Source organism: Actinoalloteichus sp. AHMU CJ021 (genome assembly GCF_002895405.1).
GTDB classification, from domain to species: Bacteria; Actinomycetota; Actinomycetes; order Mycobacteriales; family Pseudonocardiaceae; genus Actinoalloteichus_B; species Actinoalloteichus_B caeruleus.
Window position 1 is genome coordinate 6,037,675 of record NZ_CP025990.1, and the last position, 18,062, is coordinate 6,055,736.

15 protein-coding genes are annotated in these 18,062 nt (G+C 72.8%); 11 read left to right on the forward strand and 4 right to left on the reverse strand.

Features of this window, described 5'->3' with window-relative positions; all coding sequences use genetic code 11:
- Positions 1 to 2 precede the first annotated feature (2 nt).
- A complete protein-coding gene (locus C1701_RS25290) occupies positions 3 to 1,529 on the reverse strand; it encodes a carboxylesterase/lipase family protein (RefSeq protein WP_103056761.1) in 1,527 nt (508 codons plus the stop codon).
- Between the two features lie 377 nt (positions 1,530 to 1,906).
- On the opposite strand from C1701_RS25290, the gene C1701_RS25295 reads away from it, so the two are divergent.
- Positions 1,907 to 2,455: a hypothetical protein gene (locus C1701_RS25295; protein ID WP_157163196.1), complete on the forward strand. Its 549-nt coding sequence runs from the start codon at positions 1,907 to 1,909 to the stop codon at positions 2,453 to 2,455.
- 161 nt (positions 2,456 to 2,616) lie between these two features.
- Here C1701_RS25295 and C1701_RS25300 read toward each other — a convergent pair whose 3' ends face one another.
- Positions 2,617 to 3,195 (reverse strand): AAA family ATPase, encoded by a 579-nt coding sequence (locus C1701_RS25300; RefSeq protein ID WP_103056762.1) that lies wholly within the window; start codon positions 3,193 to 3,195, stop codon positions 2,617 to 2,619.
- Between the two features lie 218 nt (positions 3,196 to 3,413).
- Here C1701_RS25300 and C1701_RS25305 point away from each other — a divergent pair, with 218 nt between their 5' ends.
- From C1701_RS25305 to C1701_RS25315, 3 genes are all read left to right on the forward strand, one after another.
- Positions 3,414 to 4,103, forward strand: a complete 690-nt coding sequence (locus C1701_RS25305; RefSeq protein WP_308208830.1) for an acyl-CoA-like ligand-binding transcription factor — start codon at positions 3,414 to 3,416, stop codon at positions 4,101 to 4,103.
- On the forward strand, positions 4,100 to 5,599 hold the full coding sequence (locus tag C1701_RS25310; protein WP_103056763.1) for an FAD-dependent monooxygenase: 1,500 nt from the start codon (positions 4,100 to 4,102) through the stop codon (positions 5,597 to 5,599). Before C1701_RS25305 ends, C1701_RS25310 begins: the two co-directional genes overlap by 4 nt.
- Positions 5,600 to 5,675: 76 nt before the next feature.
- Positions 5,676 to 6,326 carry a class I SAM-dependent methyltransferase gene (locus C1701_RS25315; protein ID WP_016700827.1) on the forward strand — a complete coding sequence of 217 codons (651 nt, stop codon included), beginning with the start codon at positions 5,676 to 5,678 and terminating at the stop codon, positions 6,324 to 6,326.
- Between the two features lie 44 nt (positions 6,327 to 6,370).
- On the opposite strand, the gene C1701_RS25320 is transcribed toward C1701_RS25315, so the two are convergent.
- Positions 6,371 to 7,423, reverse strand: coding sequence for an NAD(P)/FAD-dependent oxidoreductase (locus C1701_RS25320; protein ID WP_103056764.1), 1,053 nt, complete (start codon positions 7,421 to 7,423; stop codon positions 6,371 to 6,373).
- A 1,406-nt stretch (positions 7,424 to 8,829) separates the two neighbouring features.
- Here C1701_RS25320 and C1701_RS25325 point away from each other — a divergent pair.
- The 7 genes from C1701_RS25325 (at position 8,830) to C1701_RS25355 (ending at position 16,862) form a co-directional block, all read left to right on the forward strand.
- Positions 8,830 to 10,023, forward strand: coding sequence for an acyl-CoA dehydrogenase family protein (locus tag C1701_RS25325; RefSeq protein ID WP_051314315.1), 1,194 nt, complete (start codon positions 8,830 to 8,832; stop codon positions 10,021 to 10,023).
- A complete protein-coding gene (locus C1701_RS25330) occupies positions 10,020 to 10,274 on the forward strand; it encodes a phosphopantetheine-binding protein (RefSeq protein ID WP_030106720.1) in 255 nt (84 codons plus the stop codon). Before C1701_RS25325 ends, C1701_RS25330 begins: the two co-directional genes overlap by 4 nt.
- Positions 10,275 to 10,774: 500 nt before the next feature.
- A complete protein-coding gene (locus tag C1701_RS25335) occupies positions 10,775 to 12,595 on the forward strand; it encodes a hypothetical protein (RefSeq protein WP_103056765.1) in 1,821 nt (606 codons plus the stop codon).
- A 445-nt stretch (positions 12,596 to 13,040) separates the two neighbouring features.
- On the forward strand, positions 13,041 to 14,015 hold the full coding sequence (locus C1701_RS25340; protein ID WP_103056766.1) for a siderophore ABC transporter substrate-binding protein: 975 nt from the start codon (positions 13,041 to 13,043) through the stop codon (positions 14,013 to 14,015).
- Positions 14,016 to 14,075: 60 nt separating this feature from the next.
- A complete protein-coding gene (locus C1701_RS25345; RefSeq protein ID WP_103056767.1) occupies positions 14,076 to 15,077 on the forward strand; it encodes an ABC transporter permease in 1,002 nt (333 codons plus the stop codon).
- Positions 15,070 to 16,107, forward strand: coding sequence for an iron chelate uptake ABC transporter family permease subunit (locus tag C1701_RS25350; RefSeq protein ID WP_026420338.1), 1,038 nt, complete (start codon positions 15,070 to 15,072; stop codon positions 16,105 to 16,107). Before C1701_RS25345 ends, C1701_RS25350 begins: the two co-directional genes overlap by 8 nt.
- Positions 16,104 to 16,862: an iron ABC transporter ATP-binding protein gene (locus tag C1701_RS25355; protein ID WP_016698134.1), complete on the forward strand. Its 759-nt coding sequence runs from the start codon at positions 16,104 to 16,106 to the stop codon at positions 16,860 to 16,862. Before C1701_RS25350 ends, C1701_RS25355 begins: the two co-directional genes overlap by 4 nt.
- Positions 16,863 to 17,072: 210 nt before the next feature.
- On the opposite strand, the gene C1701_RS25360 is transcribed toward C1701_RS25355, so the two are convergent.
- The gene (locus C1701_RS25360) at positions 17,073 to 17,984 is read right to left on the reverse strand and encodes an MFS transporter (protein WP_337661956.1); all 912 of its coding nucleotides are present in this window, start codon (positions 17,982 to 17,984) and stop codon (positions 17,073 to 17,075) included.
- Positions 17,985 to 18,062 lie beyond the last annotated feature (78 nt).

The following is an 18,062-nucleotide window of genomic DNA, read 5'->3' on the forward strand; positions in this document are numbered from 1 at the left end:
GGTCAGGTCAGGTCCACGCCCGCCCAGGTAGCTCGGATCGGCGAGGGGTCGTCGCGCACCACCGGGTCGGCGTCGAAGCACATGGTGGTTCGACGTGCCGGTTCGTAACGTGGCCAGGGCACCTCACCCGTGGCGGCGAACCGGACCCAGGTCGAGTGCATGAGGTCCGCGAGCGGCTGGGGCGGGTTCGGGCCGGTGACCCACCGCATCACGGGGTCGTTCAGGAGGTCGAAGACGAACGGGATCTCCAGGAAGTGGCAGGCTCCGAGGTGGCCGTCGAACTGGGGCGAACGCCAGGTGAACTCGTACATGTGGGTGCGGGCGGCCGCGTCGGCTCGTGCTTCGGCGAGCCGGATCGCCGGTATCCGGTAGAACCAGTCCCCCTGGAGGATCGCGAGGAGCTCGCCGGGGGTCGCGTCGGGGTACGCGGTCCGGTAGTCGGTGGCGGCGCTGTCGGGTAGCCGGTAGAGCCGCAGCGCGTCGAGGAACGCGGCGTCGGTGACCGAGTCGAGCCCGGCGAAGGGCACCAACGAGAGGCGTCCCTCCTCGGCGTTCTGCCCGATGAGGACGTCCACGTCACTTCCCGCTCCCGACGCGATCGCCTCGAGGGGAACGCGGGGAAGGGTCGCGCCGTCGACCGTCGGCCGCCACATGTTGACCCGTGCCCCGGGTTCGGCACCCCACCGCTGGGGGTCGGGCGTGCGGGCGAGGTCCCCTGCCACGGACAGCTGGGCGGCGAGGAGGCGATCCACTCCGGCCTCGGCGACGGCTTCGCGGGTGGGGGCGACCCCGAGCATGTCGGCGACGCGGTGACCGATCTCCCGACCGGTGTCGAGGGAGTAGCAGAGGTTACCGGCTCCGCTCTGCATGATGGCGCGGCGGAACAGTCCCCTGGCGTTGGGCATCGTGAGCAGGGTGCCGACGCTCATCGCTCCGGAGGACTGCCCGAAGACGGTGACGTTGTCCGGGTCGCCGCCGAAGGCGGCGATGTTGTCGTGCACCCATTCCAGGGCGGCGATCTGGTCGAGCAGCCCGACGTTGGCGATGTCGTCGTCGAGGACGAGGAAGCCCTCCGCGCCGAGCCGGTAGTTGATGGCCACCAGCACGACTCCGTCGCGGGCGAAGCGGCTCCCGTCGTAGATGACGTTGTTGCCGGTGTCGAAGCCCCCACCGGGGATCCACACCATGACTGGTTGCCGGGCGTCCCCGGGTTGGCTGGTCCAGACGTTGACGTTGAGGTAGTCGGCGCCGGCGACGGTGGGGAGGAACGCGTCGAGGGGCGGCGGCGTCGGGAGTTGTGGAGGTGTGGGGCCGTCGGCACCAGCGTCACGCACTCCGGCCCAGGGCGGCGCCGGGTTCGGTGGCAGGAATCGGTTCGGGCCGCTGGGTGCGGCGGCGTAGGGGATCCCGAGGAAGCGGTGCACGCCGTTCTCGTTCCTGCCGCGCACCCTGCCGGCCCGCGTCGTGACCACGGCCCCCTCGGAGGAGTCCTGGTCGGTGCCGCTCGGCGGGTGGTGCCGATCTCTCACGTGCTGTCCTCTCGGTGTGGGGCGACGGCGGGGCGTGCCGTCCTGGCCCACGGCCATCGTCGCACCGCGTTGGGGACCGGTCGACCAGTGTTCTACCGGGGCCGAATGGCGGGTCGGCGCCCTCCGTTCGGACGAACGCGCGGGGTTCACCCGAGGTCGATGTCAGCTCCTCGCCCAGGGACCGATGTGTACACCGCCACGGGTCCGGGTAGCCCGGACACGGTTCGCCCGACGAACGCGTGGATGGTGTCGCGACCACGAGGCACAAACACAACCCTATGGTTGGTAAATGTCCAACAGATCTTTCTCCGCGACAACCTTGTCCTTCCAGGTGCGTCTGGATGGGTGAAGGGACACGACAGACAGGAGGACCTGCGATGATGCGACGTCCTGGTGTGCTCATTCCCGCCGTCCTCGCCTTCGGCGGGGTGTTCCTGGTCGGGTGCGGGGAGGGCTCCGGCGACCAGGAGCCGACCAGTCCCGGCGACGGCGTCGACGCGACGACCGGGTCCGGGCTGGACGAACCGACGACGGACCCGGGCCTCGGGGCGCCGACGTCGGGGTCGGCCACCTCCGGGGCGGGAACCGCCGACCCGGGGGCGGGCGGAGCGGCCGACGATGGCGCGACGTCGGCGACCGACGACCTGGAACGGGTGGACTGCGGCGAGATCGAGACCGACACCGGCGCGCACCGGCTGATCGCCATGCCCACGGTCGGCGGCCGGGTGGGCTGCACCGAGGCGTTCAACGTGATCGACGAGTTCCTCTCGCTGCCGGACGAGGAGAAGGCCGAGGCGGCCCTCGGAAACGTGGACGTCTCCCACGGCTGGTCGTGCACCGTCGACGACGGTGAGACGGCCGGGATCGCCTGCGTCAAGGGCTCGGCCGGCGACGACTACGAGTTCGCTTTCCACACCGAACCCTGATCCCCCGCCACGCCCCGTTCCCGCCCGGGTTCGACGAACGCGGCTCGGGCGCGGGCGACCGCGCGGATGGCGTGGGGCGGGTGGCCCGGCGGCGCGGGACGGAGCGTCCCCCGGGGCCACCCCAGGGCCGGGTCACCCGCCGGGTACGGGTGGTCCGGAGGTCAGCCGTTCGTCTCCTCGACGAGCCACCGGTCGGCGGCACGTCCGGAGGTCAGCCGGACGACGCGCACCCCGCTCCTCCGCAGGGCCGCGAGCCTCCCCGGCAGTTCCGCCTGGTGCGCGCGCTGGGACCGCACCGCCCACACGAGCAGGGAGTGCCGGCCGAACAACGCCGACCAGTCCTCGCGGTTGCCCGCCCACAGTTCGGTGCGGTGCCGGATCCGCCGGACGGTGCGGCGCAGGATCCTGGGGAGGATGACGGCCAGGGGCAGGTCCAGCCACACCACGAGGTCGGCCCGGGGCCAGAGGGTGTCGGCGACCCGGTCGATGTAGTTGCCGTCCACGACCCAGGCGGGCCGGTCGCGCAGCTCGGCGATGTCGGCGGCGAACTCCTCGGTGGGGCGGGGAGTCCAGTGGGGACCGTGGTGGAGCGCGTCGAGTTCGACGTGGTCGATCCCGAGTTCCCTCGCGAGCCTGGTCGCCAGGGTGCTCTTGCCGGAACCACTGGTACCGAGCACGACGATCCGCCTCGGGCGTGCCGTCTCCTCGTGCCCCCCGGTGAGTTCGGGACTCTCCGCCATCGGTCCGTTCTCCCCCTCGTCAGCGCAGCCGGCAGCCTAGCGGGTCGGCTCCCTGACCCCGATGGCTCCCACGCACGGGATCTCCGAGCACGCCGGCGGTGAACGGCGGGCCGGTGCTCGGCCCCAGCGAAGCGTCCGATCGATGCGGACACCAGCCCAAAAAATCTTGCCAGTCAGGAAATTTTTCCTATTCGGCAACTTTTGCTACGGTGTCGTCCGTGAGCACGACCGAAGGCGGGCTGCGGGAACGCAAGAAGCGGGAGACACGCCTCGCACTGAGCCAGGCGACCATTCGCCTGGCCCTGGCACACGGGCTGGAGAACGTGTCGGTGGAGGACATCGCGGCCGAGGCGAACGTCTCGGAACGCACCTTCCGCAACTACTTCTCCAACAAGGCCGAGGCCGTGGTGGCCAACCACGTCGAACGCGGTCGGCGGACCGCGGCGGCCCTGCGGGCACGGCCAGCCGACGAACCGCTCTGGGACGCGCTGGTCCACGCGGTCGTCGAACAGTTCGAGCCCCCAGGAGGGACACCGCCGAGGCCGGACGACGCCTACGCCTCGGCACTGCGCGCGCTGCTCGCCACGCCCGCGGTCCAGCACGAGGTGTTCCGCGCGCACGCCACCTCGCAGCGGGAACTCGCGGCCGCCGTGGCCGAGCGCACCGGCACCGAGCCGGAGGACCTGTACCCGGGCACCGTCGCCGCCGTCGTCGGCGCCGGGCTCGGCTCGGCGCTGACGCACTGGACCCGTGATCCTCGGCAGTCGCTCGTCGCGTTGCTCCGCGAGGTCTTCGACCAGATCCGCACAGGTATGCCGGCGCCCAGCCGGAACCCGCCAGGCCGAACCCTCGGCGCCTCCGCCGAACCCGGTCCGACGCCGCGGCGCGAGACGGAGGGAAACCCATGAACGACGTGGTCATCGTTGGCGGCGGCCCCAACGGACTGATGCTCGCCTGCGAGCTCGCCCTCGGAGGCGTCCGCCCGGTGGTGTTGGAACGCCGCACCGAACCGAATCCGGAACCCCGGTCGAACGGGCTCGTCGGGCAGGTCGTCAGGATGGTGGACCGCCGGGGGCTGTTCGAACGGCTCAGCGGCCGGCCCGGCCCGCCACGGGCCCACCGGGGGCACTACGTGTTCGGGGCGTTACCGCTCGACCTGGGCCTGGTGGAGGACAGCCCGCTCCACACCCTCCCGGTGCCGGAACGGGACCTCGTGGGCGTGCTCGAGGACCGCGCCCGCGAATTGGGCGTCGACATCCGCCGGGGGCACGAGTGCACCGGCCTCGTCCAGGACGACGACGGCGTCACCCTCGCCGTCGACGGTCCACGAGGTGCCCACGAACTGCGGGCCAGGTACCTCGTGGGGGCCGACAGCGCGCACAGCGCCGTCCGCGAGGCCGCCGGGATCGGGTTCCCGGGTGTCACCCACGACAGGACCACCACGCGCACGGCGCACGCCACGGTGCCGCCGGAGTGGGTGGACGCGGCGACCGGCGTCCTGACCGTGCCTGGTCACGGTGCCGTCCCGCCGTTCCTGCCCGCCCGCACGGCCCACGGCGGTTTCACCTACGCGCCGCTCCCGGGGCGCCCCCCGCTGATCGCCACCGTCGAGTGGGACGGGCCGGACATCGACGTCCCCATGAGCCTGGAGGAGATGCGGGCCAGCGTGCGCAGGGTGCTGGGTACCGACGTTCCCCTCCAGTCGCCGGCTGGCGAGGGGCCACACCTGCTGCGCCGGCTCCGGGGCGGCAACACCCGCGTCGCGGAGCGGTACCGGGCGGGCCGGGTGTTCCTCGTCGGCGACGCGGCGCACGTCCTCTCCGCCGGCGGCACGGGGCTGAACCTGGGCCTCCAGGACGCGATCAACCTCGGGTGGAAGCTCGCGGCTCGGCTCACGGGCGGGGTCGACGTGCTGGACACCTATGACACCGAACGCCGACCGCACGCCGACCGCGCCATCACCTTCTCGCAGGCCCAGGCGGCGTTGCTCGCGCCTGGCGACGACGTCACGGGCCTGCGCCAGGTGTTCGGCGAGCTGCTCACCCAACCTGGCGTCGTCCGGGTCCTCGCCGATCTCGTGGCCGGTTCGGACGTCCGGTACCCGGTGGCGGAAGGAGCCCACCCGTGGGCGGGGTGGGCCGCGCCGGAACTGGACCTGCGCACCTCGCGGGGAACGGTGCGGCTGTCCGAAATGGTCAGGGCAGCGCGTCCCCTGCTGCTGGACCTCACCGAGGGCGGTGAACTGGACGTCGCGGGAGTCGAGGTCGTGCGGGCCAGGGCGGACACCGACGTGACCGCTCTCCTCCTCCGACCGGATTCCTGGGTGGCGTGGGCGTCGAACGAGCCCCGGCCGGACCAGGAGGGCCCGCGGCACGCCGTCGACCAGTGGTTCGCCGCCGGCTGAGCGGGTCGGCCGCGCCGGTCGACGGTGGGCGGCCCCGCCCACGGGCCGACCGGTACCACCTCTACCGTGCTCGGTCGTGACCGACGTCGACTCCCACCTGTCCCGGACCGCCACCGCCTACGACCAGCTGGCCGTGCCCTACGCCGAGTTCGCCCGCGACGCCTTGGCCGGCCTTCCGCTGGATCGCGCGGTGCTCGCCGCCTTCGCCGAACTCGTGCGGACCACGAGCCCGGGCCCGGTGGTCGAGCTGGGTTGCGGCCCCGGGCAGCTGACCGCGCACCTGCGGGAGCTCGGCCTGGACGTCTTCGGCGTCGACCTCTCCCCAGCGATGATCGACATCGCCAGCCGGGCGTATCCCGACCTGCGGTTCGACCTCGGGTCGATGGACCGCCTCGACCTGGCCGACGGGTCGGTGTCCGGCATCGTGTCCTGGTACTCGATCATTCACGCCCCGCCGGAGAGCGTTCCCGGGTACCTGGCCGAATTCGGTCGGGTGCTCGCCACCGGTGGTCACCTCCTCCTCGGCTTCTTCGAGTCGGAGGGCGACCCGGTGACCGCGTTCGACCACAGGGTCGTCACCGCCTACCGCTGGCCGGTCGACGAACTCGCGGAGCTGCTCGACCGGGCGGGCTTCCTGGAGGTGGGTCGGATGACGCGGGAGCCTGGCGAGGGTGAGCGGTTCCGCCGTGGCCATCTCCTGGTGCGGCGTGCCGCCGGGCGGGGGTGACCACCCGGCGGCACGTGCCGGCCCGGTGGACGCCCGGGGCGCCGTCACTCCGGCCCCTCCTGGTGGCGGAACGGAGCCGGGTCGGTCACCGGTCGGCGGTCGAGGACGAGATCGGCGAGCAGGGCGGCGGAACCAGGGCCGAGGATGAAGCCCTCCCCGCCGTGCCCGCAGCAGACGTACAGGTCGTCGTCGATCTCGTCGATGATCGGTCTGCCGGTGGGCGACAGGGGTCGGACGCCGGAGCGGCGGCCGGCCACGGGGATGTCGGCGAGCGCGGGTACCAGGGTGGCGGCGCGGCGCAGGATGCGGCGGTCGAGATCGGCCGGTTCCGCCTGGTCCTCCGCCGTCCAGCTGGCGCCGACGAGAACGACACCGTCGGCGCGCTGGTGGACCAGGAGCCCGACCGCCGTCCCGGTCCTGGCTGGCCCGATGCTGACCTCGCCCAGGATGTGGCCGAGCAGTGGGGCGGTGGGAACCGTGCGCAGGAGGCGACCCCGCGACCCGGTCAGCCGCATGCGGTGCCCGAGCTGGGCGCACAGCTGTCGGGTGCCCAGTCCGGTGGTGAGGACGACGACGCGGTGGAGGCGGCCCGTGCCGTCGGTACCGCGCAACCGCCAGCGTCCGGGCTCGCGGAGGATGTCGACGACCGGGTCGTACTCCGACACGCGCACCCCGAGGGCCACCAGTTCGGCGTGCAGGGCGCGCGTGACCTCACGGGGGTCGATCCGCCTTGCCTCCGGCTGGTGCAGGGCCGCCCGGACGCCGGGGGCCAGCGCGGGTTCCAGGGCGGCGAGCTCGGGTCCGGCCAGGACGGCGCCGGGGCCGTCGAGGAGCGCGGCAGCCTCGGTCGCGGTCTCGGCGAGGACGAGCCGTCCGGTGGTCGTGCCGGGAGAGACCTCGTCGTAGGCGGTCAGGCTCGCCTTCCACAGGCCGGTCAGGGGCGCGGCCGGGGGGACGAGCTGCCCGTGGGCGGCGGCACTGGCACCGTCCCCGATCCCGGCGGCCGTGCGGAGGGTGACGGACAGGCCGGCGCGTGCCAGTTCACGGGCGGCGGAGAGACCGACCACGCCCCCGCCCACGACGACGGCCTCGGTCATGGCGCATCCCGCCGCGAGCGCGCGGATCGACGACGGCGATCCCGGTGCGGAGCCGAGCGGTGCCGGGGTTGCCCGTGCCGGTGGTCACCGCCGGGGGCGTGCCGAGCGGCCCGTGCCGCCGGGGCTCGCGTCGGCTCGCCGACCCCGTCGTCGTCCGGGCGACGCCGGGCGGCCGGTAACGGCGCGGTCGCCTTCCCGGTGACCATGACCGGTGGGGATTCCGGGACGTTGCCGTCGTGGGACGCCGACGCCGGCTGACACCGGGCCGGGAGCGGCGGCGGGAAGTGATCCGACGCGGTTTTCCTCGCCATGCCCCGCCGGAGAACTCGGAACACCGGTACACCGGCATACGGCGCCCCGATTCCCACCGCCCGCATTCGACCTCCCCGGTCGGGACCACCCAGGACTCTGCCACGAGCGGGAGAGCACCGGCAATCCCCCCATTCCCGTTGGGGAGCGGGAAGGACCGGAAATCGGACCGACGGCATTTCGCCGTGCGACGCGTTCCGTCCGCCCCTGGTGGTGGTGCCACGCTCCCCACTGGTCAGAGGTCGTGGCGCGAGGGCTTCCGCTCGACCGTCACGTGGGGATGACCAGGTGGTACGCGCGGCGCCGGGGGCGCGCTGACCACCGGCCGGGGCGGGGTTGCGGGCACCGCGTCGGCTCGGCGGGACGGTGGCAGGCGGGGCAGGGGTTGGCCCCTTTGCTCCGAACGTGGGATTGACAGCGGCGGCCGCCGAATTCCGCGGGGCCCCGATGATTCGGGTGCCCGTTCGGTTCGCCACGGCCAATGGTCAGGATGTCCGGTGGTCGCTACGATCTGCCGTTGTGCGGACTCTCGCGGCACGAAATGCGCACCGCCCTCCGACGATGACCGGGACCCGCGAACAACGGTCGTCGTCGTGGGAGGCCGTGCCGCTGGAAATCGTTCCTCGAAACCGCTCGGCGAAAGGGGCGAGGGTCGTCCACCGTTTCGTCGGCCTCCCGCCGGGCGCCGCTGGACGGGATGTCGGGGCCCCCCGTTCCACCCCGCGACGCGGGAGCGGCACGCCCGCGTCGACCTCCTCGCCGCCACCGGCCCCCGGAGGCCGCCCCCTCCCCCGCCGTGTCCCCTCGTCGGTGGGAGCGACGCCTCGGGCGCCGCTCCCCCCGCCCGCCCCCCGCCGGTTCGCCACCCCGCGTTCCCGGCGCGACCGCCGGTTCGCCCCGTGGGGCCAGCCCGGTGATCAGCGGTCCCGGTTCCCGCCGTTCCGTCGTCTCCTCGGGGGGTGTCGACACCGGGGCCCGGTGGGTGCCGACGCGGGGCCAGGACGCATCCGCGCTCTGGGGGCCCGGCGGGGGATACGGGCCGCCGCGCCGCTGGGACGGCGCTGGGCGGCGCTCGTCCCGGGGGCCGGTGGAGCCCGGTGAGTGGTGGGGCGGACGTGCTCGCGTTGGCGCGGGCCGCGCGGGAGGTCGCCGCCGAGCACGCCGAGGACGTCGACGCGGCGGGTCGTTTCCCCCACGAGGTGCTGGACGTCCTGCGGGACAACGGTCTGCTCGGTCTGCTGGTGCCCCGGGACCACGGCGGGCTCGGCGGTGACCTGCGCGACCTGGTCGCGGTGACGTCCCGGATCGCGGAGGGATGCCTGTCCAGCGCCCTGGTGTACGCCATGCACTGCCAACAGGTGGACGCGCTCGTGCGGCACGCCGGTCGTGAACTCCGCGCCCACCTGTTGCCCCGGGTCGCCTCCGGCGGGACGTACCTCGCCTCGATCACCACCGAGCTCGGCTCGTCGGGTCTGCTCACCTGCGATCAGGAACTCGTGCCGGACGGGGAGCACCACGTGGTGCGGCGGGAGGCGCCGGTGGTCACCGGTGGCCGCCACGCCGACGGTTTCCTCGTGACGATGCGCGCCGCTCCCGACGCCACCCCTCGGCAGGTCAGCCTGGTGTACGCCGACCGCGATCAGGTCGAGGTGACGGCGGGACCACCGTGGGCGTCGCTGGGGATGCGTGGAGTGGAGAACGTCGGCCTGACGGTGTCCGGTCGGGTGCCCGACGGGCAGGTCCTCGGGGTTCCCGGTGGTTTCGCCGACATCGCGGTCGAGTCCTTCGCCCCGGTCGCCCACCTGGGGTGGAGCGCGGCGTGGCTCGGGGCGGCACGGGGCGCCTTCGGGGAGCTGGTGCGCCGGATCCGCCGCACTGACGGGGTCCGGGCGGACCCGAGGTCGGAGTTGGTGCGGCACCGGGTGGCCCGCGTCCGCGTTCGGCTGGAGGCCGTCGGGGGCTACCTGTCGGGCGTGTTGGACGAGGTGCTCGGGGCCCATGAGCGGGGGTCGTCGCTGGCGGGCGCGTCCTGCCAGATCCACCTGAACACGCTCAAGGTCCTCGCGGCCGAGGAGACCTACGCGGCCGCGAACGAGATGGTCGAACTGGCGGGGTTGCGCGCGGGCTACCTGCGGGGCTCCCGTCCGCCGTTGGAGCGGCTGGTGCGCGACCTGCGCTCCGCCTCGCTCAACCACGACGACGCCGCGTTGCTGACGTCCAGTGGGGCGCTGTGCCTGCTCGAGCCCACGGTGACCACGCTCGGGCCCGATCCGAGGAGTGTGTGCCGATGACCGGCTGGCCCGCCGAGTTCGAGGCGCTGGTACGCCAGTACCTGCCGTTGTTGCCCGCCGACGACCCGCTGCTGGGGGACCGGCGTCTCATCGACCTGGGCCTGGACTCGATGTCCACGGTCGGCCTGCTCGTCGACCTGGAGCAGGAGTTCGAGGTGGAGTTCCCGGACGAGGCGTTGACGGCCGAGACGTTCGGGACGGCGGAGTCGCTGTGGGTGGTCCTCGCTGGTCTTCGGGACGGCTCGGGCTGATCCGGGGTCAACCGCTGGTGCCGGCGCCGCCGAGGTTCCGGTGACCCGGTCCCCGGGTGGGGGTCAGACCGGGTGGTGCCCCGCCGCTCACGTGGGATCACCCGGCGGGGAGCCCGCGCGCCGATCGTGACCGGTATCGCCGGCCCGGGTGAGCCGCCCGCGCTGGATGCGGTGGCGGCACGGGTGGTGGCGCGCCGGACGACCTGGCGGCGGGGAGGCAGGACACCGGTGGTGGCGTGCCCCGGTACCGGGCCGGCCCCCGGCCGGCCGCCCGGGACGGGCGTCCCGGTTCGTCGCCGTCGCGGCCAGCCCGGGACCAGGCGGCGGGGAGGCGCCGAGGGGCGGGAGACCGGAACACCGGGGTGGCACGAGCGGACCGCGCGGGGTCGGCGGTGAGGCGCGGTCCGCCCAGCACGGGCCCCGAACGATCCGAGGACGTCACGGCCGGGAGACGCGCCCGTCGGACGGCTCGTCGCACCGGACCGAGGAAGGACACGACCGTGCCCCACGCACACCGGCTGACCTCAGCGCAACTGACCTCGCTGGTGATCTTCCAGCACTCCCCGCCGAGCGAGGTGTTCGCCGACCTCCGCTGGAGCTTCACCTCCCCCGTGCGCGCCCACCACCTGGAACGGGCCGTCCGGATGCTCACCGCCCGGCACACCGCCCTGCGCGGCACCGTCGTCCCCGGCCAGGACGGGCACCTCCACCACGTCATCGCACCCCCCGACACCACCCCGACCATCCACCACCACGGCCCCCTCGACCCCGCCGACCTCGACGCCCTCGTCGAGGAACACCGCACCGCCCCCTTCGACCACGCCCGGCACTGGCCCGCGCGCTGGCTGCTCGTCGCCACCGCCGAGGGCGACATCGTGCTGATCTGCCTGCTCCACCACGTCGCCGCCGGGCGTCGTGGCCGCGCGGTGATCAGCGAGGAGCTGACCACGGCGGTGGAAGCCCTGACGGCCGGCCGGCCCCTACCCCCGGCCTGGCCGCCGGCGATCGGTCCGGACCGCCTGCGGGCCGCCGAGGACGGCGAGCGCGGCCGGCTCGCCGACCAGCGGCACCGGCGCCACGTCCGGGAGCTGCTCCTGACCCTGCCCAACACCCCCTTCACCGCCGACTTCTCCTCCCGCGTCCCGCCGGGGAGCCAGCGGCGGGGACTGCGAGGCGACCTCGACTCCCCGGAGCTGCTGGGCCACCTCGACGGGCACTCCCGGCGGTGGGGGATACCGGCCTCGGCGATCGTCCTGGCGGCGGTGACCTCGGCGTCGGGGTTCCTCCTCCCCCAGGACTCGGCGACGTTGTGGCGCCTGCTCACCGATCACGGGGGTCCGTCCGAACCGCACGGCTCGGTCGTCTGCTACCAACCCACGACCTCGTTGGTGCCCGGGTGGGGCCTGCCGGACGACCTCCGCGAGGCGGCGGCGACGTTGTGGCACCGCACGCTGGTGGCGTTGCGCAACGGCGGGCACGGCGACCAGGGCGTGGTGGAGGAGTCGCACCGGGTGTCCCGGGAACGGGGGGTCAGCATCGTCCCGACGATCAACTACAACTTCGTCGAAGGACGACCGGCCGACCGGGTGGGCCTGCCCGCGCCCGTGGCGGGGATCAGCGTGGAGGACTCCGAACACCACGCCGTCGAGTACCTGGCCGTCACCGTCTGGCGGCTCCGGGAGACCCTGCGGATCACCCTGTTGGCGCATGTGGGCCTGACCGCCGAGGGCGGCCCCCTCGTCCACCGGTTCCTGGACCACGTGGCGAGGACCCTGCGTTCCGGGCGCGCCCCCTCGCCCGTGCCCCGCCCGGCCGCGGCACCCCACCTGATCCCCCTGTCCCACCACCGCTGGGTCAACCCCCAGGTGGTCCAGGCGGGACTCGTCGCACTGGACCTCGTGCACCGGGCCACCGTCCGCGTCGCCGGCGTCGGCCCCACCGCGACCCTCATCGCGGAGGTCACCACACCCCCGGCCACCACGGAGGCCGACCTCCGCGCGGCCGCGACGTCCCAACTCGACCTGCCCGGCTTCGCCGTCCCGGACCGCTTCCACATCCACTGGGACACCACCGCCCCGCGCCACCCCCGACCGCCCTCCCCCGAGCGGGATGCCCTCGTCGAGATCCTGCGGGCCTACCTCCCACCAGGACCGGTCGATGGCACCAGCAGCTACCTGGCAGCCGGGGGCACGTTCACCTCGGTACCGGCGATCCTGCACCACGCCACCCTCGCCGGGTGGACCGGACTGACCTGGCAGGACCTCTGCTCGCACCGGCCCATCGCCGAACTCGGCGGCGCGCTCCGACGATCGGGGAGCTGAGCGGGCCACGGGTCGCCTCGGTGGTCGGACGGGATGACGAGGTGGCCGGCCACCGACCGGCCACCCCCGGCCCCCACGGGGCCGACGCGGCGACGGGGCGACCGGGCGACGCGGTGACGGGGTGACGGGGTGACGGGGAACCGTCTCGGGACCCCGCCGCCCGGAACGGCCGACCGGTTCGGACCGCGACCTCCGAGACGGGAGCGGGTCGCTGATCGACCGGTTCGCGCCCGCCCGCCCCCGACCAGCCTGGCCGGGCGGCGCGGGTCGGCCTGGCGGGCCCCGACCCGCGTTCGCCGGCGTGTGGCGGATCTCCCAGGAGTTAGGTTTGACTTACCTAGGTAAGGCTAGCCTAGGCTGCCGCCGGGTTGCCCCGCCGTCATCCGGGGAGCGACCGGCACCTGCGATCCGTTCAGGTGCGCCACAGCAGACACGGGAGTCCTCTATGCCCACCATGTTCAGCCGTCGGCCCCTGGGAGTTCTGGGGGCGGTGTCAGCGGCGGCGCTGGTCCTCGCCAGCTGCGCGGCACCGCCCGAGGAGACCTCCGATGACGTGGACGTGGTCACCGTTGTCGACAACCACGGCGAGATCGAGGTCCCGGTCAACCCCCGGCGGCTGGTCGCACTGGACAACACGACGTTCCAGACCCTCAGCGACTGGGACGTCGACGTCGCGGCGGTACCGAAGCCGCTGATGCACGACCTGTGGCCCGACCTGTCCGACGATCCGTCCGTCCTGGACGTCGGCTCCCACCGCGAGCCCAACCTGGAGGCGGTGATCGAGGCCGACCCCGACCTGGTCATCGGCGGGTACCGCTTCGCCTCGGTCTACGAGGACCTCAAGGACATCCAGCCCCGCACCGTCGAGATCAACGCGCGGGACGGCGAGGACCAGGTCGCCGAGCTGGGGCGCCAGGTCGAGATCCTCGGCCAGATCTTCGACCGCGAGGACGACGCGGCCGCGATCGTCGACGAGCTCGACACCGCGATCACCGCCGCGGCGGACGCCTACAACGGCACCGACACCGTCGTGGGCCTGATCACCTCCGGCGGTGACATCTCCTACGCCGCGCCCGGCTCGGGGCGGGGAGTCGGCCTGCTGTTCCCCACGCTCGACCTCGTCCCCGGCATCGAGCAGGCCGCGGAGGACAGCACCCACGGCGACGACATCAGCGTCGAGGCCATCGCGCAGGCGAACCCGGAGTGGCTGGTCGTCCTCGACCGCGACGCCACCTTCGACGAGGAGGGCTACGTCCCGGCCGCCGAGCTGATCGAGGGTTCCGAGGCGCTCGCGAACGTGCCGGCCGTGCGCAAGGGCCAGGTCATCTACCTCGAACCCGGCTTCTACCTCGACGAGGGCATCCAGGCGTACACGACCCTCTTCGACGCGGTCGCGACCGCGTTCGCCGACGCCGAGTAAGGGGCCGGAGCGGGTGCGCGTGGACCGTTCCGGTCCGCGCGCACCCCCGACGTCGACATCATGACTCACACCACACGACAAGGGCTCCCCGCCCGGCCGGGAGCCCGCTTCGGAGCCCTGACCCGGATCGCCGCGCTCCCCGTCGCCACCGTGCTCGTCCTGGGCCTGGTGGTGGCGTCCCTGTTCGTCGGCGTGTACGACATCGGGGGCCAGGAGTTCGGGGCCGAGATGTTCTGGATCACGCGGATACCCCGCACGTCGGCGCTCGTCCTCGCGGGCTGCGCCATGAGCGTGTCGGGGTTGATCATGCAGCTCATCACCCAGAACCGCTTCGTGGAACCCACGACCACCGGCACCACCGAATGGGCCACGCTCGGACTCCTGCTGACCGTGATCGTCGCCCCGCAGGCCACCCTGTCCACCCGGATGGCGGTGGCGAGCTGCTTCGCGTTCGTCGGCACCCTGGTGTTCCTCGCCATCCTGCGTCGGGTGGCGCTGCGTTCCTCGCTGATCGTCCCCCTCATCGGGATCATGCTCGGCGCGGTCGTCTCGGCGTTCACCACCTACCTGGCGGTCTCGACCCAGCTGCTCCAGATGCTCGGCACCTGGTTCACGGGCAGCTTCACCAGCGTGGTGCGCGGCCGGTACGAGTTCCTGTGGGTCGTGGCGATCGTCGTGGTGATCGCCTACGTGGTCGCGGACCGGTTCACGGTGGCCGGGTTGGGCAAGGATGTGGCGACCAACGTGGGGGTCAACTACAACCACGTGATGCTGGTGGGCACCACCCTCGTGGCGATCGCCAGCGGGATCACGACCGTCGTCGTCGGGTTCCTGCCCTTCCTGGGCCTCGTCGTCCCCAACCTGGTCTCGATGGTCCGGGGCGACAACCTCCGGTCCAACCTGCCCTGGGTGTGCCTCGGTGGCATCGCCATCGTCACGCTCTGCGACATCGTGGGACGGGTCATCCGGATGCCGTTCGAAATCCCCGTCTCGATGATCCTCGGCATCCTCGGTGCCGCGGTCTTCATCACGCTTCTCCTGAGGCAGCGTCGTCATGGCTGACACCAGCACATCCCTCCCCACCCGTCCCGCTCCCGCCCCCGACGTCGACCGGGACCGGCGGAGCGCACCCCGGCTCTGGCCGAGGTTCGCCGTTCTCGGCCTGGTGGCCGTCGCCGCCGTGGTCGGGGTCCTGGTGTGGAACATCCCCTCCACCCCGGGGAGCCGGGGTTTCTGGCTCGCCGTCGAGATGCGGTTCACCACCGTGGCGACCATCCTGATCGTCGCCTGCTGCCAGGCGGTCGCCACCGTGCTGTTCCACACCGCGACCAACAACCGCATCCTCACCCCCTCGATCATGGGGTTCGAGGCCGTCTACGTGGTCATCCAGACCGCGCTCGTGTTCTTCTTCGGCGGCGCCGCAGCGGCGGCCACCGACGGGCTGGCCAAGGTCGCGATCCAGAGCCTGCTCATGGTGGGTTTCGCGACCGTGCTCTACACCTGGTTGTTCTCGGGACGGCGCGGGAACCTGCACGTGATGCTGTTGGTCGGGGTCGTCCTCGGCGTCGGTTTCGGCTCGCTGTCCTCGTTCATGCAGCGGTTGCTCACGCCGAGCGAGTTCGACGTGCTCTCGGCGCGGCTGTTCGGCAACCTGAGCATGTCCAACGAGGCGTACCTGCCGTGGGCGGCGCTGGTGATCGCGATCGCGCTCGGCGTCGTCTGGCGGCGGCGCCACCACCTGGACGTGATCGCGCTGGGCCGGGACACGGCGACGAACCTCGGTCTGCGCTACAAGCGCGAGGTCACCGTGCTGCTGATCCTCACCTCGGTGCTGATCTCGATCTCCACGACCCTGGTGGGGCCGATGACGTTCTTCGGGTTCATCGTCGCCACCCTCGCCTACCAGTTGACGGGTTCGTCCCAGCACCGCCACGTGCTGCCCTTCGCGTTCCTCCTCAGCGTCGTCACCCTGCTCGGCGGCTACTTCGTGCTCCGCCACGTGTTCTACGCGGCCGGGTTGCTGTCGGTCATCATCGAGTTCGCGGGTGGGCTCTTCTTCATCGTCCACCTGCTGCGGAAGGGCGCCCTGTGATCACCCTGTCGGACGTCACCAAGACCTACGGGGACACCACTGTCCTCGGCCCGCTCACCCTGAGCGTCCCCGGCGGGGGCATCACCGCGCTCGTCGGACCGAACGGGGCGGGCAAGTCCACGATGTTGACGATCATCGGCCGGTTGACCGAACCGACCACGGGTACCGTCACCATCGGTGGGCACGACATCACCCGGACCCCGAGCCGCGAGCTCGCCAGGACGGCATCGATCCTCCGGCAGGAGAACCACTTCGTCACCCGGCTGACGGTCCGGGAACTCGTGGGTTTCGGGCGGTTCCCGCACTCCCGGGGACGCCTCACCCGCGAGGACCACCGGCACGTCGACCAGGCCATCGAGTTCCTGGACCTGGGCGAGCTGGAACACCGGTACCTCGACCAGTTGTCGGGTGGGCAGCGGCAGCGCGCCTACGTGGCGATGGTCCTCGCCCAGGACACCGACTACATCCTGTTGGACGAGCCGCTGAACAACCTGGACATGCGGCACGCCGTGGCGATGATGAAACAGCTCAGGAAGGCGGCGGACGAGCTCGGGAAGACGATCGTCATCGTCATCCACGACATCAACTTCGCCTCGGCCTACGCCGACCACATCATCGCCCTCACCCGGGGCAGGGTGGCCCAGGCGGGACCGCCGTCGGAGCTGATGACGCGGTCCACGCTGGAGGAGGTGTTCGAGACCCCCGTCGAGGTCCGCCGTGACGGCCCCCACCCCCTGGCCGTCTACTACCGGTAGCCGGGCCTGGGGGGGAGGTCCCCGGTGCGCGGCGCGGTCGCGGACCGTCGACACCGGGAGGGGCGGGTCGGAGGCTGCCGGCCCGGAGGGGTGCTCGCCGGGCGACGCCGCCACGGGGAGGGAGAACGAGGCTGGCTGGAACTCCACCGCCGGCACCGGCGGGCCCGGAGGTCCGCCGGCGGGGCTCACCGGACCGGTGGAGGTCTCACGTCATTCCCGTTCCCGCTTGGGCCCTCGACTCCGGCTCGGAGGGGGTCGCGCCCCCGGCTCTCGTCCGCCGCGACCCGAGGACGAGGAACGCCAGCGGCACCGCGAGGACACCGGTCGCGGTGCCGCCAGCGGGAGGTCGCCGGCGCTGGTGCCGGCGCCGAGGAGCGCGCTGCCGAGCGCGGACCCGGCCGACGCGCCGAGGTACATGGCGGCCATCTGGAAGGCGACGACGGAGGTGGTGCGCTCCTGGCGGGACCGGGTCAGGACGTCCTGGAGCACGGGTACTCCACCCCAACCGCAGGCGCCCCAGAGGGCGATCGCCACCAGCCAGGCGGCGGGACCGTCGAGGAGGGCCAGCGCGGCGAACGACGCCACCAGCAGGACGGCGACGCCGGGCAGCAGTCGGCGCGAGCCGAGACCGTCGATGAGCGGGCCCGCCACCATCGACCCGGCCACGCCGCCCACACCCCAGGCCCAGACGAAGGTGAACCCCCAGGACCCCACCCCTCGTTCGGCCGCCATCGGGAGCAGGTAGGTGTACAGGCCGAGACTGGCCAGGCCGAACACGAAGGCGAGTGCCACACCGATGGCCACCTGGGGGGTGAGGATCACGGCGACGCGGGCACCGCCCGCGTCCAACGGGGGCATGGCCTGGGAGCGCAGCAACACGGCGAGCATGCTGACCAGTCCGACGGCGACGACGAGGCCCATCGTCCAGCGCCACCCGACGTGGTGGCCGATGAGCATCCCGGTGGGCACGCCAGCGACCGTTCCGGCCGAGAGGCCGAAGGTGACCAGGGCCATCGCCCTCCCCCGCCGTTCGGTCGCCACCAGTGCCGCGGCGGCACTGGTGGCCAGGGCGGTGAGCACGCCGGCTCCGACGCCGGAGAGGACCCGGGATGCGAGGAACACCTCGAGGTTGGGGCGACCGCGGTGATCAGGTTGCCGGCGTTGAAGACGCCGAGCGCGACGAGCAGTCCCCGCCGGGTG

What these genes read in the sequence shown, in the direction of transcription:
- C1701_RS25295 (WP_157163196.1), top strand. Translation starts at nt 1,907, where the DNA reads ATGATGCGACGTCCTGGTGTGCTCATTCCCGCCGTCCTCGCCTTCGGC.
- C1701_RS25300 (WP_103056762.1), bottom strand. Translation starts at nt 3,195, where the DNA reads ATGGCGGAGAGTCCCGAACTCACCGGGGGGCACGAGGAGACGGCACGC.
- C1701_RS25310 (WP_103056763.1), top strand. Translation starts at nt 4,100, where the DNA reads ATGAACGACGTGGTCATCGTTGGCGGCGGCCCCAACGGACTGATGCTC.
- C1701_RS25320 (WP_103056764.1), bottom strand. Translation starts at nt 7,423, where the DNA reads ATGACCGAGGCCGTCGTCGTGGGCGGGGGCGTGGTCGGTCTCTCCGCC.
- C1701_RS25330 (WP_030106720.1), top strand. Translation starts at nt 10,020, where the DNA reads ATGACCGGCTGGCCCGCCGAGTTCGAGGCGCTGGTACGCCAGTACCTG.
- C1701_RS25340 (WP_103056766.1), top strand. Translation starts at nt 13,041, where the DNA reads ATGCCCACCATGTTCAGCCGTCGGCCCCTGGGAGTTCTGGGGGCGGTG.
- C1701_RS25345 (WP_103056767.1), top strand. Translation starts at nt 14,076, where the DNA reads ATGACTCACACCACACGACAAGGGCTCCCCGCCCGGCCGGGAGCCCGC.
- C1701_RS25350 (WP_026420338.1), top strand. Translation starts at nt 15,070, where the DNA reads ATGGCTGACACCAGCACATCCCTCCCCACCCGTCCCGCTCCCGCCCCC.